12 protein-coding genes are annotated in these 14,944 nt (G+C 58.0%); 1 reads left to right on the top strand and 11 read right to left on the bottom strand.

Going from position 1 to position 14,944, the window contains the following annotated elements:
* Positions 1 to 38: 38 nt before the first annotated feature.
* The 3 genes from htpG to ACTD9P_RS07635 form a co-directional block, all read right to left on the bottom strand.
* The gene (gene htpG / locus ACTD9P_RS07645) at positions 39 to 1,943 is read right to left on the bottom strand and encodes a molecular chaperone HtpG (protein WP_438867224.1); all 1,905 of its coding nucleotides are present in this window, start codon (positions 1,941 to 1,943) and stop codon (positions 39 to 41) included.
* An 89-nt stretch (positions 1,944 to 2,032) separates the two neighbouring features.
* The gene (locus tag ACTD9P_RS07640; RefSeq protein WP_438867223.1) at positions 2,033 to 2,485 is read right to left on the bottom strand and encodes a PaaI family thioesterase; all 453 of its coding nucleotides are present in this window, start codon (positions 2,483 to 2,485) and stop codon (positions 2,033 to 2,035) included.
* Positions 2,482 to 2,958, bottom strand: coding sequence for a PaaI family thioesterase (locus ACTD9P_RS07635; protein WP_438867222.1), 477 nt, complete (start codon positions 2,956 to 2,958; stop codon positions 2,482 to 2,484). Before ACTD9P_RS07635 ends, ACTD9P_RS07640 begins: the two co-directional genes overlap by 4 nt.
* Positions 2,959 to 3,115: 157 nt before the next feature.
* Between ACTD9P_RS07635 and ACTD9P_RS07630 the strand changes: the two genes are divergently transcribed.
* Complete coding sequence (locus ACTD9P_RS07630) at positions 3,116 to 3,373, top strand: hypothetical protein (RefSeq protein WP_056859728.1); 258 nt, start codon at positions 3,116 to 3,118, stop codon at positions 3,371 to 3,373.
* A gap of 84 nt (positions 3,374 to 3,457) precedes the next feature.
* Here the strand turns inward: ACTD9P_RS07630 and ACTD9P_RS07625 are convergent, their stop codons facing one another.
* The 8 genes from ACTD9P_RS07625 to ACTD9P_RS07590 all read right to left on the bottom strand — a co-directional run bounded on the left by ACTD9P_RS07625 (position 3,458) and on the right by ACTD9P_RS07590 (position 14,938).
* Complete coding sequence (locus ACTD9P_RS07625) at positions 3,458 to 4,198, bottom strand: DUF599 domain-containing protein (protein WP_200433556.1); 741 nt, start codon at positions 4,196 to 4,198, stop codon at positions 3,458 to 3,460.
* 231 nt (positions 4,199 to 4,429) lie between these two features.
* On the bottom strand, positions 4,430 to 5,743 hold the full coding sequence (brnQ, locus tag ACTD9P_RS07620) for a branched-chain amino acid transport system II carrier protein (protein WP_056859730.1): 1,314 nt from the start codon (positions 5,741 to 5,743) through the stop codon (positions 4,430 to 4,432).
* A 328-nt stretch (positions 5,744 to 6,071) separates the two neighbouring features.
* Positions 6,072 to 6,953 (bottom strand): succinate--CoA ligase subunit alpha, encoded by an 882-nt coding sequence (sucD, locus tag ACTD9P_RS07615; RefSeq protein ID WP_438867221.1) that lies wholly within the window; start codon positions 6,951 to 6,953, stop codon positions 6,072 to 6,074.
* A complete protein-coding gene (gene sucC / locus ACTD9P_RS07610) occupies positions 6,953 to 8,119 on the bottom strand; it encodes an ADP-forming succinate--CoA ligase subunit beta (protein ID WP_016979559.1) in 1,167 nt (388 codons plus the stop codon). Before sucC ends, sucD begins: the two co-directional genes overlap by 1 nt.
* A gap of 204 nt (positions 8,120 to 8,323) precedes the next feature.
* On the bottom strand, positions 8,324 to 9,760 hold the full coding sequence (gene lpdA / locus ACTD9P_RS07605; RefSeq protein ID WP_065929497.1) for a dihydrolipoyl dehydrogenase: 1,437 nt from the start codon (positions 9,758 to 9,760) through the stop codon (positions 8,324 to 8,326).
* A 109-nt stretch (positions 9,761 to 9,869) separates the two neighbouring features.
* Entirely contained in the window at positions 9,870 to 11,096 is a 1,227-nt protein-coding gene (gene odhB / locus ACTD9P_RS07600; RefSeq protein ID WP_438867220.1) for a 2-oxoglutarate dehydrogenase complex dihydrolipoyllysine-residue succinyltransferase, read from the bottom strand.
* Positions 11,097 to 11,140: 44 nt separating this feature from the next.
* Positions 11,141 to 13,972: a 2-oxoglutarate dehydrogenase E1 component gene (locus ACTD9P_RS07595; RefSeq protein ID WP_200433554.1), complete on the bottom strand. Its 2,832-nt coding sequence runs from the start codon at positions 13,970 to 13,972 to the stop codon at positions 11,141 to 11,143.
* A gap of 261 nt (positions 13,973 to 14,233) precedes the next feature.
* Positions 14,234 to 14,938 carry a succinate dehydrogenase iron-sulfur subunit gene (locus ACTD9P_RS07590; RefSeq protein WP_003172807.1) on the bottom strand — a complete coding sequence of 235 codons (705 nt, stop codon included), beginning with the start codon at positions 14,936 to 14,938 and terminating at the stop codon, positions 14,234 to 14,236.
* Positions 14,939 to 14,944: the final 6 nt, after the last annotated feature.

Below are 14,944 nucleotides of genomic sequence, written 5' to 3'. Positions count from 1 at the left end.
CGAAAAAACCCGCCGAAGCGGGTTTTTCTACAACGGTGTTAAACCGACAGTTCAACCAACAGCTTGTTCAGCCGGCGCACGTAAGCAGCCGGGTCTTTGAGGCTGTCACCGGCGGCCAGGGCTGCCTGGTCGAAGAGGATGTGCGACAGGTCGCCGAAACGCTCTTCGCTCTGCTCGCCATCGAGTTTCTCGATCAGCGGGTGAGCCGGGTTGAATTCGAAGATCGGCTTGGAATCCGGCACCTTCTGGCCGCTGGCTTCGAGGATCTGACGCATCTGCATGCCCAGGTCCTGCTCGCCGATGGCCAGAATCGCCGGGGAATCGGTCAGACGGTGGGAAACCCGCACTTCGCTGACGGCATCGCCCAGCGCAGTCTTGATCCGCTCAACCAGGCCTTCTTTAGCCTTGGCGACTTCTTCGGCTTCTTTCTTCTCTTCTTCGGAGTCCAGGTTACCCAGGTCCAGGTCACCACGGGCCACGTCGACGAAGGTCTTGCCGTCGAACTCGCTGAGGTAGCTCATCAGCCACTCGTCGATACGGTCGGTCAACAGCAGCACTTCGATGCCTTTCTTGCGGAAGACTTCCAGGTGCGGGCTGTTCTTGACCTGGGCGTAGGTTTCGCCGGTCAGGTAGTAGATCTTGTCCTGACCTTCCTTGGCGCGTGCCAGGTAATCGGCCAGCGACACAACCTGCTCGCCGTCGTCACCCTGAGTCGAGGCAAAACGCAGCAGGCCGGCGATTTTTTCCTTGTTGGCGAAATCTTCTGCCGGGCCTTCTTTCATGACCTGGCCAAAGTTTTTCCAGAAGCCCTTGTATTGCTCAGGCTCGTTCTTCGCCAGTTTTTCCAGCATGTCGAGCACGCGCTTGGTCAGCGCCGACTTCATCGAGTCGATGATCGGGTCTTTCTGCAGGATTTCCCGCGACACGTTCAGCGACAGGTCGTTGGAGTCGACCACACCTTTGATGAAGCGCAGGTACAGCGGCAGGAACGATTCCGCCTGGTCCATCACGAACACGCGCTGCACGTACAGCTTCAGGCCTTTTGGCGCTTCACGCTGGTACAGGTCGAACGGAGCGCGGGCCGGGACGTAGAGCAGCGAGCTGTATTCGAGCTTGCCTTCGACCTTGTTGTGGCTCCAGCTCAGCGGGTTCTCGTAGTCGTGCGCGATGTGCTTGTAGAACTCCTGGTATTCCTCGTCTTTGACTTCGGTACGAGGGCGGGTCCACAAGGCGCTGGCACGGTTGACCACCTCCCATTCCTGGGCAGGTTTTTCTTCACCCTCGACAGCCGCTTGTTCTTTCGGCAGTTCGATCGGCAAAGCGATGTGGTCGGAGTATTTCTTGATGATATTGCGCAGGCGGTAGCCGTCGGCGAATTCATCTTCAGCAGCTTTGAGATGCAGCACGATACGCGTGCCACGATCAGCCTTGTCGATAGTGGCGATTTCGAACTCGCCCTCACCTTTGGAGGCCCAGTGCACGCCTTCGCTGGCGTCAAGGCCGGCACGGCGGCTGAACACTTCAACCTTGTCGGCGACGATGAAGGCCGAGTAGAAGCCCACGCCGAACTGGCCGATCAGGTGCGAATCTTTCTTCTGGTCGCCCGACAGGTTCTTCATGAAGTCTGCGGTGCCGGATTTGGCGATGGTACCCAGATGGGTAATCGCGTCTTCACGGCTCATGCCGATGCCGTTGTCTTCGAGGGTGACGGTCTTGGCGTCCTTGTCGAAGCTCACACGGATTTTCAGTTCGGCGCCACCTTCCAGCAACTCAGGCTTGGAGAGGGCTTCGAAACGTAATTTGTCGACAGCGTCAGAGGCGTTCGAGATCAATTCGCGAAGGAAGATTTCCTTGTTGGAATACAGCGAATGGATCATGAGGTGCAGCAGTTGCTTCACCTCGGTCTGGAAGCCCAGGGTTTCCTTTTGAGTTTCCACACTCATGGTCATCAAACTCCAATTGGATGGCAGTGGCCGCGCCCGAAAGGGTTGGCGGCGGGTTGTCATCAAAGTTGGGGGCTAAGACCAGAATTTCAAGGGCGCACCAATTCCTCAATTTTGAAATGTGCGCGGGCGGTGGCAATCGGCTCGGCTGCGGTGCTTTGCCAGGCGGTGATCGCCACATTCGCCACCCGTCGGCCTTGGCGCCACACCTGGCATTTGGCGTAGGTGTCACGAAACTGCCCGGTGCGCAGGTAATCGAGGGAAAAATCGATGATTTTCGGCAAGCCCGGCGCGCCGGTAAATACCAGCAAATGTAACGCCGCCGACAGCTCCATAAAACCTGCGATCACGCCACCGTGCAGCGCCGGCAATATCGGGTTACCAATGTTGTCCTTGTTGGCCGGCAGGCGAAACAGCAGTTCATCCCCCAGCCTTGAGCATTCAATGCCGATCAGCTTGGCGTAGGGCACCAGGTTGAGCAGCGCCTCATAGTCACCGCGCTCATGGGCCTGTTCGAGACGGGTCTTGAATCGGTGCGTCATGCCTGTTCTCCCTTGATCGAATTGCCGAGTCCTTGCGTGCCTTTGAGGCGCTTGCCCATGCGCATGAAGGTGCCCACCACATGGGCGATGGGCTGTTGGGGATCATCCTGGTAGGCAAAGCCGCGGGTGAAGATCACGTCGGTGGTCACCCGGTAGCACTGTGCAAAGCCATACACCGGCTTATGCGGCTCGGCGGGATGCATGTAGTCGACGCGCAAATCCAGGGTCGGGCACACCTCGAACTCCGGCAGCACGCACAGCGTGGCCATGCCGCAGGCGGTGTCCATCAAGGAGGTGAGTGCACCGCCGTGAATCACGCCGGTCTGGGGGTCACCGACGATATGCGGGCCGTAAGGCAGGGCCAGCGTCATGCCTTCATTGCTGGCGGCATGCACGATAATGCCCAGCACCTGGCAATGGCGCAGGGCCGACACAAAGCGCGTGGCACGCTCTAACAGGGGATTTTCGGTCATGTGTGCAGACTCTTATTAGTGTGGGTTTTCACGGTGCGGGTGTGGGCGCAAAAGTTCCTGGGTGACGGCGTTTTATATATCTTTGAAACAAAAGGAACTAATGCTGGCCGTCTAAGCTCGAAAGGCCAGTAGATATATCCATAAGGAGAAACACCCCATGCGCAAGACTTTAGCTATTTCCATGATGTTGGCCGCTGCCCTCGGTCTCGCTGCCTGCGATAAGAAATCCGAAGACAAAGCCCAAGATGCTCAATCGCATGCTGAGCAAGCTCAGAAAGATATGGCCAAGGCACAGGATAAAGTGAACGACGCTGCAAAAGAAAACGCCGATGCTGCCAAAGCTCAGGCTGATGCGAACGCTGAAAAAGCCAAAGAAGACGGCACCGCTACTCCAACAGCACCTGCCAAGCCTTAATAGCTGGCCATTGCTGCAAAAAGAAAGCCCGCTTATAGAGCGGGCTTTTCTTTGTCTACAATTTAATAAAGCCGCACTAACGCCTTAAGACACTGCGTCTTTAGCCGGCTCCGCCACCGGCATATCGGTCGGCGTATAAACCATCACCTGCAGTACGTCGGAATGAAACTCGCGGCGATACAGCACCAGCACCACCCCAGTGCTCATCAACATGAACAACCAGGGGCTGACAAACCAGGCCAGCATGGTCATGCCGAAGTAATACGCCCGCAGGCCAAAGTTGAACTGGTTGGCCGCCATCGAAATCACCCGCGCCGCCCGCAGGGCAAACGCCTTGCGTTCCTGCTCCGACACATGCCGCTCACCGATCATCGGCGCCGAGCCCACCAGTACGGCGGCAAAGTTGTATTGGCGCATGCACCAGCTGAACGTGAAGAACGCGTAGACGAACACCAGCGCCAGGCACAGCAGCTTGATTTCGGACATGCCCTGAGACACTTGCTGCACCATGGGAATGTCTGCCAGCAAGGATACCGCCCGCTCGGACGCGCCCAACACAGTGAGAATACCGGCGAGAATGATCAACGTACTGGAAGCGAAGAACGAGGCGTTGCGCTCCAGGTTACCGATCACACTGGCGTCGGCAATCCGGTTGTCGCGCAGCAGCATGCGGCGCATCCAGTCTTCGCGATACAGATGCAGCACGCTGGCCAGGCAGGCGGTGTCACGGGCTTTCCAACTGGCATAGCGGGTGTAGCCACCCCAGCACAGGGCAAACCAGAAGGCGGCCAGCAGGTGGATTTGATTGGTTTCGATGAACGACATGCAAGGCCTTATGCTCGGTGTATGGATATTAATGCGATCTAAATGTGGGAGCGAGCTTGCTCGCGAATGCGGTGTGTCAGTCGCCTGTTGCATTACTGATCCACCGCATTCGCGAGCAAGCCCGCTCCCACACTGACCGTGCACCACACTTTAGAGGTTGTGGTCTCACACACAAAAAAATGCCCCGTATCGATTGATACGGGGCATTTCAGTACAGCGTGAAACCGCGGGTCAGGCGATGGCTTCGCTACGCTTGCCGAGCATACGGTCAACCACTACCGCCACGCCCAGCGTCATCACCGATGGCACCAGCCACGCCAAGCCTTGCTCGCTCAGCGGCAGGTGCGCCAACTGCGCAGGCATCCAATCGGCAAGGCCAGCGCCCTTGAGCGCGTCGATGCAACCAAAGATGAACGACACCAGCATCACCGGGCCAACAATGCGGCCCTGCTCCTGCCAGAAGTCTTTGCAGAAGCTCAGGGCCACCAGCACGATGCACGGCGGGTAGATCGCGGTGAGTACCGGGATCGAGAAGGCAATCAGCTTGGTCAGGCCCAGGTTGGACACGAACAGCGAGAACAGCGCCAGGATCACCACCAGCGTCTTGTAAGACAGTGGCAGCACTTTGCTGAAGTACTCGGCGCAAGCGCAGGTCAGGCCCACGGCGGTGACCAGGCACGCCAGGGAGATCAGCACGGCGAGGAAGCCGCTGCCCAGGGAGCCGAAAGTGTGTTGCACGTAGGCGTGCAGCACGGCTGCGCCATTGCTGGCACCCGCCGCCACCGCGTGGCTGCCCGAACCCAGGCGGAACAGGCTGATGTACACCAGCGCCAGGCCCACGCCGGCAATCAGGCCGGCAATGATCGCATAGCGAGTGATCAGCTTTGGCGACTCAACACCACGGGAGCGAATCGCGTTGACGATGACGATGCCGAATACCAGCGCGCCGAGGGTATCCATAGTCAGGTAACCATTGATAAACCCCTGGGAGAACGGTGCAGCGACGTATTCCGGGGTGGCGACACCGACATCACCGGCCGGCAAGGCAAACGCAGCGATGCCCAGCACGGCCAGGGCGATGATCTTCAACGGTGCGAGAAAACGCCCTACCGTGTCCAGCAGACGCCCTGGGTACAGGGAAATGAAGAACACCAGCAGGAAGTACACCGAGCTGTAGAGGAACAGCGCCAGCGGGCTCTCGCCGGTCAGCGGTGCCAGGCCGACTTCAAACGAAACGGTCGCAGTGCGCGGAGTGGCGAACAGCGGGCCTACCGCCAGGTACGCCGCGGCCGCCAGCAAGCCACCGGCGATCTTGCCGATCGGGCTGCTCAATGCATCCATGCCGCCGCCGACTTTGGCCAGCGCGATCACGGTGACCACCGGCAAACCGACTGCGGTGATCAAAAAGCCCAGCGCTGCCATCCAGACGTGAGGCCCGGACTGCAAACCAACGATAGGCGGGAAGATGATGTTGCCGGCGCCCACGAACAGGGCAAAAGTCATAAAGCCTAACGCCAGGATGTCCTGGCTTTTCAACACTTTCATTTCAGGAAATACCACACTACTGAATCGGAATTTAGAGAGGGATTCCCTGTGGATGAGGGAACTGCTGCCGGCCCTGATGGGGACCGACCGGTCTAGCGCGCAGCTTCCTTTTGGGAGGCGGACGCATAAAGAGGCGGCTAGAGTACAGAATTAAGCCGACAAACGCACTGTTGCGGGGCGGACTGTCCGATAAGCGACATCCAAATGTCGCGTTTTCGTACTTAAATTTGGCAATACAGGCCCATTTTGATCTTCACCAACCTCCAGAATGCACAAAGGCCACCCGAAGGTGGCCTTTGTGTGGTGAAGCGTCAGCTAAGCGCGAGGCTTACTTGACAGCCCAACCGGTCAGCTCGGACAAAGCCTTGCCGATGTCTGCCAGCGAACGCACGGTTTTAACGCCTGCGTCTTCCAGGGCAGCAAACTTCTCGTCTGCAGTGCCCTTGCCGCCAGAGATGATTGCGCCAGCATGGCCCATGCGCTTGCCTGCAGGGGCAGTCACACCAGCGATGTAGGAAACAACCGGCTTGGTCACATTGGCCTTGATGTAGGCAGCCGCTTCTTCTTCAGCCGAACCGCCGATCTCACCGATCATCACGATCGCTTCGGTCTTCGGGTCTTCCTGGAACAGTTTCAGGATGTCGATGAAGTTCGAACCCGGGATCGGGTCACCGCCGATGCCGACGCAAGTCGACTGACCGAAACCGGCGTCAGTCGTTTGCTTGACAGCTTCGTAAGTCAGGGTGCCGGAACGCGAAACGATACCGACTTTACCTGGCAAGTGAATGTGACCTGGCATGATGCCGATCTTGCATTCGCCTGGGGTGATCACGCCTGGGCAGTTAGGGCCGATCAGGGTAACACCCAGCTCGTCGCACTTAACTTTAGCGTCCAGCATGTCCAGGGTAGGAATGCCTTCGGTGATGCAAACGATCAGCTTGATGCCGCCGAAGGCTGCTTCCAGGATCGAGTCTTTGCAGAAAGGAGCTGGAACGTAGATAACGCTGGCGGTGGCGCCAGTTTTTTCTACAGCATCTTTCACAGTGTTGAACACTGGCAGGCCCAGGTGCTCAGTGCCGCCTTTACCAGGAGTAACGCCACCCACCATCTTGGTGCCGTATTCGATGGCTTGCTGGGTGTGGAAACTACCTTGCGAACCGGTAATACCCTGGCAGATAACTTTGGTGTCTTTATTGATCAGGACGCTCATTATTTGCCCTCCGCAGCTTTGACAACTTGTTGAGCAGCGTCGGTCAGGCTGGTAGCCGCGATGATGTTCAAACCGCTTTCTGCCAGTACTTTAGCGCCCAGTTCAGCGTTGTTACCTTCAAGGCGAACAACAACCGGGATTTTAACGCCAACTTCTTTCACTGCGCCGATGATGCCTTCGGCAATCATGTCGCAACGAACGATGCCGCCGAAGATGTTGACCAATACTGCTGCGACGTTGGAGTCGGACAGGATGATCTTGAACGCTTCGGTAACGCGTTCTTTGGTAGCACCGCCGCCCACGTCGAGGAAGTTGGCTGGTTTGCCGCCATGCAGGTTGACGATGTCCATGGTACCCATGGCCAGGCCAGCACCGTTGACCATGCAACCGATGTTACCTTCCAGGGCTACGTAGTTCAGTTCGAACTTGGCAGCGTGCGCTTCGCGCGGATCGTCTTGCGATGGATCGTGGAAAGTTTTCAGCTTAGGCTGACGGTACATGGCGTTGGCGTCGATGTTGATCTTGGCGTCGAGGCAGTGCAGATCGCCGTCAGCCTTGATCACCAGCGGGTTCACTTCCAGCAGGGCCAGATCGTGATCCTGGAACAGTTTGGCCAGACCTACGAAGATCTTGGCGAACTGGGCAACTTGCTTGCCTTCCAGGCCCAGCTGGAAAGCCAGCTCGCGACCCTGGAATGGCTGAGCGCCAACCAGTGGATCGATAGTGGCTTTCAGAATTTTTTCTGGGGTTTCTTCGGCGATCTTCTCAATGTCCACGCCACCTTCGGTGGAAGCCATGAACACGATGCGACGGCTCGAACGGTCAACGACAGCGCCCAGGTACAGCTCTTTAGCGATATCAGTGCACGATTCAACCAGGATCTTGGTGACTGGTTGGCCATTGGCATCAGTCTGGTAAGTCACCAGACGCTTGCCCAGCCACTGCTGTGCGAAGGCCTTGGCGTCTTCTTTGCTGCGAACCAGCTTAACGCCGCCCGCTTTACCGCGACCACCGGCGTGGACCTGGGCTTTGACAACCCACTCACTGCCACCGATTTTGTCGCAAGCTTCTGCTGCTGCTTCCGGGGTGTCTACTGCGTAGCCCTTGGATACTGGCAGGCCGTATTCAGCGAACAGCTGCTTACCCTGATACTCGTGAAGATTCATGCTTTTTACCGTCTTCGTTAGGTACTGCGCATTCGGCGCTGCGCTCATTATGAGTGCCGCGCCACCTGTGACTGCTGCTTGCACACCTTGCGGGGCTTAAGGCCCGTAAAGCTGTGCAAGGCTGCGTCCAGCGGATATTCCGCGGTGAGCTTTGCGCGCAAGGCTCACGACGGGCAACTCCGCCGTGGTTTCTTATTATCTCGCTTAGCGCTTCTTGCGGTTGGCGATGTGGATGGCGCCGCCATTCACTGCCAACGCTGCTTCGTGCAACGCTTCGGACAGGGTCGGATGGGAGAAGACCATCATGCCCAGGTCTTCGGCACTGGTGCCGAATTCCATACCGATCGCGCCTTGCTGAACCAGTTCTGCAGCGCTTGGGCCAATTACGTGAACGCCCAATACGCGGTCAGTCTTGGCATCAGCGATGACTTTGACAAAACCACCGGTGTCGTTAGCTGCCATGGCACGGCCAGAAGCGGCAAACGGGAAGGTGCCGACGTTAACTTCAACGCCTTCAGCTTTCAACTGCTGTTCGTTTTTACCGACCCATGCAATTTCCGGATGGGTGTAGATAACCGATGGGATCAGGTCGTAGTTCATCTGGGTTTTGTGGCCCTTGATGCGCTCGACAACCATGATGCCTTCTTCGGAAGCCTTGTGCGCCAGCATCATGCCGCGCACCACGTCGCCAATGGCGTACACGCCTGGCACGGTGGTAGCGCAGTGATCGTCAACGTGGATGAAGCCACGCTCGTCGATGTTCACGCCGCTGTCGGAAGCCAGCAGGTCAGCAGTCACTGGACGGCGACCCACGGCTACGATCAGCTTGTCGAAGGTGATGGTCTGCTCGCCTTCTTTATCGGTGTAGGTCACAACGACTTCTTCGCCGTTGACCTTGGAACCGGTAACACGGGCGCCCAGCTTGATGTCCAGACCTTGTTTGGTCAGGGTTTTCAGCGCTTCTTTAGACACGGCGGTGTCAGCAGCCAGCAGGAACGTGTCCAGAGCTTCCAGCACAGTCACTTCAGAACCCAGACGCGACCATACCGAACCCAGTTCCAGGCCGATTACGCCAGCGCCGATCACGCCCAGACGCTTGGGAACCGATTGGAATTCCAGGGCGCCGGTCGAATCAACGATCACGTTCTGGTCTACAGGAGCAGGCGGGATGTCGATTGGACGCGAACCTGGTGCCAGGATCACGTTCTCGGCTTCGATGACTTCAACCGAGCCGTCCGGCTTGGTGATTTCAACTTTCTTGCCGGCCAGCAGCTTGCCGTGGCCTTGCAGGGAAGTGACCCCGTTGGCCTTGAACAGGGTGGCAACGCCGGAAGTCAGGCCTTTAACAATGTTGGCTTTACGGCCGACCATTGCTGGCACGTCCATGGTCACGCCAGCATGGTTGATGCCGTGGATCGCGAAACCGTCTTGGGCTTCGTGGAATTTCCAGGAGCTGTCCAGCAGCGCCTTGGAAGGAATGCAACCAACGTTCAGGCAAGTACCGCCCAGCGCCAGTTTGCCTTCCTTGTCGGTGTATTTTTCGATGCAAGCAGTCGAGAGGCCCAGTTGTGCGGCCTTGATCGCGGCAACGTAGCCGCCAGGCCCTGCACCAATCACTACAACGTCAAATTTCTGTGTCATAAAAAGGTTCCCTTTTTAGCTGCAAGCTACAAGCTGCAAGCCTCAAGTTGAAAACACCGTTCGCCCGCTTGGCGCTTGGCGCTCGCAGCTTGAGACTTGCAGCTGCTTTTTAGATATCCAGAAGAAGACGAGCCGGGTCTTCCAGCAGGTTCTTGATGGTAACCAGGAAAGTCACGGCTTCTTTACCATCGATCAGGCGGTGATCGTACGACAGCGCCAGGTACATCATCGGGCGGATCACGACTTGGCCGTTGATGGCCATCGGACGCTGGATGATGTTGTGCATGCCCAGGATCGCAGCTTGCGGCGGGTTGACGATCGGGGTCGACATCATCGAACCGAAGGTACCACCGTTGGTGATGGTGAAGGTACCGCCGGTCATCTCGTCGATGGTCAGCTTGCCGTCACGGGCTTTCTTGCCGAAGCCGGCGATGCCGCCTTCGATTTCAGCCAGGCTCATCAGCTCGGCGTTACGCAGAACCGGTACTACCAGGCCACGGTCGCTGGACACGGCAACGCCGACGTCTGCATAGCCGTGGTAAACGATGTCGCTGCCATCGATGGAAGCGTTGACTGCCGGGAAGCGTTTCAGCGCTTCGGTGGCCGCTTTCACGAAGAACGACATGAAGCCCAGGCGCACGCCGTTATGGGACTTCTCGAACAGGTCCTTGTACTTCGAACGCAGGGCCATGACTTCGGTCATGTCGACTTCGTTAAAAGTGGTCAGCATCGCCATGTTCGACTGTGCTTCAACCAGACGCTTGGCCACGGTGGCACGCACGCGGGTCATCGGCACGCGCTTCTCGGTGCGGTCGCCAGCAGCGAACACAGGCGCGGCAGCAGCAGGGGCTGCAGCCTTGGCCGGTGCGGCAGCTGGAGCGTTTTTCTTGGATTCAACAGCCGCAACCACGTCTTCCTTGGTCACGCGGCCGTCTTTGCCGGTGCCTTTGAGGGACGCCAGGTTGATGCCGTTTTCTTCAGCCAGCTGACGCGCAGCCGGTGCAGCGATCGGGTCTTCACCACCCGCAGCCGGAGCGGCAGCGGCAGGTGCGGCAGCTGGAGCAGCAGCAGCGGCGGCCGGAGCAGGGGCAGCAGCGCCGCCCGCTTCGATCGAGCCCAGGATCTGGTTCGACAGGACGGTAGCGCCCTCTTCAGCCACGATCGCGCCAAGCACGCCGTCAGCTTCGGCCAACACTTCCAAAACGACTTTGTCGGTCTCGATGTCGACGATCAGGTCGTCACGCTTTACAGCGTCGCCTGGTTTCTTGTGCCAGGTGGCAACGGTGCCATCGGCAACCGATTCCGGGAATGACGGGGCTTTGATTTCGATAGCCATTATCTGTGGGTCCTTAAAATTCGGTTTCAGTCAGCGCGAAGGCGTTAAACAGTGAAAGCATCTTGCAGCAGTTTTTCCTGCTGCTCGGCGTGCATCGACGCATAACCACACGCAGGTGCAGCAGAGGCATCACGACCGGCGTACTCCAGGCCCAGGCCTGTTTTGTGGTTACCGATACTGCGACGCAAATGATGCTGGCTGCTGTACCACGCGCCCTGGTTCATCGGTTCTTCCTGGCACCACACGGCATTCGTGAGGTTGGTGTAAGGCGCGATGGCCTCCATCAGGTCGTCTTCCGGGAACGGGTAAAGCTGCTCGATACGCACGATGGCGATGTCTTCGCGGCCTTCGGCACGGCGTTTTTCCAGCAAGTCGTAGTAAACCTTGCCGCTGCACAGGATCAGGCGAGTGACCTTGGCTGCGTCCAGGGTGTCGATTTCTGGAATCACGGTCTGGAACGAACCGTCGGCCAGATCTTCCAGGGTCGAGATGGCCAATTTGTGACGCAACAGCGATTTCGGGGTCAGCACTACCAGCGGCTTGCGCAGCGGGCGGATCACCTGGCGACGCAGCAAGTGGTAGATCTGGGCCGGGGTAGTCGGCACGCACACCTGGATGTTGTGCTCGGCGCACAGCTGCAGGTAACGCTCCAGACGGGCCGAGGAGTGCTCCGGACCCTGACCTTCATAACCGTGTGGCAGCAGCATGGTCAGACCGCACAGACGGCCCCACTTGTGCTCTCCGCTGGTGATGAACTGGTCGATAACCACCTGGGCACCGTTGGCGAAGTCGCCGAACTGGGCTTCCCAGATCACCAGCGCCTGTGGTGTGGTGGTCGAGTAACCGTATTCGAACGCCAGTACGGCTTCTTCGGACAGGAACGAATCGTACAGATCGAAACGTGGCTGGCCTTCGTACAGGTTCTGCAAGGGGATGTAGGTGCCCGCGTCTTTCTGGTTGTGCAATACAGCGTGACGGTGCGAGAACGTACCGCGGCCGATGTCCTGGCCGGTCATGCGGATCGGGTGACCTTCGAACGCCAGGGTCGCGTACGCCATGGTTTCGGCGTAACCCCAGTTGATCGGCAGGCCGCCGGCTTGCATTTTCTGACGGTCTTCGTAGATCTTCGCAACCTGGCGCTGTACCACGAAACCATCTGGAATCTCCAGCAGCTTGGCGGACAGTTCCTGCAGGGTCTTGAGGTCGAACGAGGTGTCGTGACGCGCCGTCCAGGCGTGGCCCAGGTATGGGCGCCAGTCCACAAACAGCTCTTTGTTCGGCTCTTTAACCAGGCTTTTTACTACATGCAGGCCGTTGTCCAGCGCGTTGCGGTATTCATCGATTTTCGCCTGAACACGCGCATCGTCAACCACGCCGGCCGTAATCAGGCTGTCAGCGTACAGTTCACGGGTGGTGCGCTGCTTGGTGATCTGCTGGTACATCAACGGCTGGGTGCCGCTCGGCTCATCCGCTTCGTTGTGACCGCGACGGCGATAGCAAACCAGGTCGATGACCACGTCACGCTTGAACTGCATGCGGTAGTCGATGGCGAGCTGGGTCACGAACAACACGGCTTCCGGATCATCCCCATTCACATGGAGGATCGGCGCCTGGATCATCTTGGCAACGTCGGTCGCGTACTCGGTAGAGCGCGCGTCCAGTGGGTTGCTGATGGTGAAACCGACTTGGTTGTTGATGACGATGTGAACTGTACCGCCGGTCTTGAAGCCGCGGGTCTGCGACATCTGGAACGTTTCCAGGACCACGCCTTGACCGGCGAAAGCCGCGTCACCGTGGATGGAAATAGGCAGGACTTTCTCACCGGTGGAATCGTTACGACGATCCTGACGGGCACGCACCGAACCCTCGACCACTGGAGAAACGATTTCCAGGTGGGACGGGTTGAAGGCCATGGCCAGGTGAACTTCACCGCCGGTGGTCATTACGTTGGACGAGAAGCCCTGGTGATACTTAACGTCACCGGAACCCAGCTCGACCTTCTTCTTGCCTTCGAACTCGTCGAACAGTTCACGCGGGTTCTTGCCGAAGGTGTTGACCAACACGTTCAGGCGACCACGGTGAGCCATGCCGATCACGATTTCCTTGGTGCCGTAGGAACCGGAACGCTGGATCAGCTCGTCGAGCATTGGAATCAGGCTTTCGCCGCCTTCCAGGCCGAAACGCTTGGTGCCCGGGTATTTGGTACCCAGGTATTTCTCGAGACCTTCGGCCGCGGTCACGCGCTCCAGCAAGTGGCTGCGCACGTCGGCGGACAAAACCGGACGGCCACGCACACCTTCCAGACGATGCTGGAACCAGTGGCGCTGCTCGGAATCGGTGATGTGCGTAAATTCAGCGCCGATGGTGCGGCAATATGTCTGCTGCAACGCTTCGTGAATTTCGCGTAGGCTCGCTTCCTCTTTGCCGATGAACAGGTCGCCGGCACGGAAGGTCGTATCAAGATCGGCATTGGTCAAGCCGTAATGATTGATCGACAGGTCAGCAGGTGCAGGACGCTTCCAGAGCCCCAGCGGGTCAAGCTGGGCCGCCTGGTGGCCACGCATCCGGTAAGCCTGGATCAGTCGCAATACTTCAACTTGCTTCTTCTCATGCTCGCTGCTCACGCTACCGGCGGAAACCGGTTGGGCGCGGCGCTGGTTCTTTGCCAGCAGCACAAATTGATCGCGAATTGTTGCGTGCGATACATCGGTGGCAGCGTTGCCGTCTGAAGACAACGTCTGAAATTTGGTGCGCCATTCTTCTGGCACAGCGTTAGGGTCGTGCAGGTAGAGCTCATAAAGCTCTTCCACATAGGCAGCGTTACCACCTGAAAGATAGCCGCTGTTCCACATGCGCTGCATCACGCTTTCTTGCATGCTTGGTCACCCTCGATTTGGGGACACCACCGGCGAAAACACCGAGTTTGCTTGCAAAAGGCCAAGTGCAGCGACCAAAACAAGCCACTTAGGATCACGCTGATAGTTCGGGTACCAACCCGAATGCCCCTGCTTGTCTCATTTCTTCAAAATAAGAGCTGCGGCTTTGTAAGTCGCTGCTCAAGTTAAAACTACGGCGCCGGTTGAAGCCTGCGCCGTAGCATTTACGGGCACAACGGTCCTGCTTTGCTACAACGTCGCTTACACGCCGCTTTGCAGCAGCATGTTACGGATGTGACCAATGGCCTTAGTCGGGTTCAGGCCTTTGGGACATACGTTGACGCAGTTCATGATCCCGCGGCAGCGGAATACGCTGAACGGGTCATCCAGTGAAGCCAGACGCTCGGACGTCTTGGTGTCACGGCTGTCTGCCAGGAAGCGGTACGCTTGCAGCAGGGCAGCTGGACCCAGGAACTTGTCCGGGTTCCACCAGAAGGACGGGCACGAAGTCGAGCAGCAAGCGCACAGGATGCACTCGTACAGACCGTCGAGCTTTTCACGCTCTTCTGGGGACTGCAGACGCTCGATGGCCGGAGCCGGCGTGTCGTTCTGCAGGAACGGCTTAACTTTCTCGTATTGCTTGTAGAAGATGCTCATATCGACCACCAGGTCACGGATAACCGGCAAACCTGGCAGTGGACGAACGATCAGCTTGTTACCTTTAACCACGGCGGACAGCGGCGTGATACACGCCAGGCCGTTTTTGCCGTTGATGTTCATGCCGTCGGAGCCACAAACACCCTCACGGCAAGAGCGACGATAGGAGAAACCTTCGTCCTGCTCTTTGATCAGTGCCAGTACATCCAGCACCATCAGGTCTTTACCACCGGTATCGACCTGGAATTCCTGCATGAACGGCGCGGCGTCCTGATCAGGGTTGTAGCGGTAAACACTGACTTTCAACATGGCAGC

The organism is Pseudomonas onubensis (genome assembly GCF_965653655.1).
In the GTDB taxonomy this organism is placed as follows: Bacteria; Pseudomonadota; Gammaproteobacteria; order Pseudomonadales; family Pseudomonadaceae; genus Aquipseudomonas.
Note: the sequence above shows the minus strand (reverse complement) of the source record. Positions and strands in the feature narration are given on the sequence as shown.

What these genes read in the sequence shown, in the direction of transcription:
- ACTD9P_RS07590 (WP_003172807.1), bottom strand. Translation starts at nt 14,938, where the DNA reads ATGTTGAAAGTCAGTGTTTACCGCTACAACCCTGATCAGGACGCCGCG.
- ACTD9P_RS07635 (WP_438867222.1), bottom strand. Translation starts at nt 2,958, where the DNA reads ATGACCGAAAATCCCCTGTTAGAGCGTGCCACGCGCTTTGTGTCGGCC.
- htpG (WP_438867224.1), bottom strand. Translation starts at nt 1,943, where the DNA reads ATGAGTGTGGAAACTCAAAAGGAAACCCTGGGCTTCCAGACCGAGGTG.
- ACTD9P_RS07640 (WP_438867223.1), bottom strand. Translation starts at nt 2,485, where the DNA reads ATGACGCACCGATTCAAGACCCGTCTCGAACAGGCCCATGAGCGCGGT.
- odhB (WP_438867220.1), bottom strand. Translation starts at nt 11,096, where the DNA reads ATGGCTATCGAAATCAAAGCCCCGTCATTCCCGGAATCGGTTGCCGAT.
- ACTD9P_RS07595 (WP_200433554.1), bottom strand. Translation starts at nt 13,972, where the DNA reads ATGCAAGAAAGCGTGATGCAGCGCATGTGGAACAGCGGCTATCTTTCA.
- brnQ (WP_056859730.1), bottom strand. Translation starts at nt 5,743, where the DNA reads ATGAAAGTGTTGAAAAGCCAGGACATCCTGGCGTTAGGCTTTATGACT.
- ACTD9P_RS07630 (WP_056859728.1), top strand. Translation starts at nt 3,116, where the DNA reads ATGCGCAAGACTTTAGCTATTTCCATGATGTTGGCCGCTGCCCTCGGT.
- lpdA (WP_065929497.1), bottom strand. Translation starts at nt 9,760, where the DNA reads ATGACACAGAAATTTGACGTTGTAGTGATTGGTGCAGGGCCTGGCGGC.
- sucD (WP_438867221.1), bottom strand. Translation starts at nt 6,953, where the DNA reads ATGAGCGTCCTGATCAATAAAGACACCAAAGTTATCTGCCAGGGTATT.
- sucC (WP_016979559.1), bottom strand. Translation starts at nt 8,119, where the DNA reads ATGAATCTTCACGAGTATCAGGGTAAGCAGCTGTTCGCTGAATACGGC.
- ACTD9P_RS07625 (WP_200433556.1), bottom strand. Translation starts at nt 4,198, where the DNA reads ATGTCGTTCATCGAAACCAATCAAATCCACCTGCTGGCCGCCTTCTGG.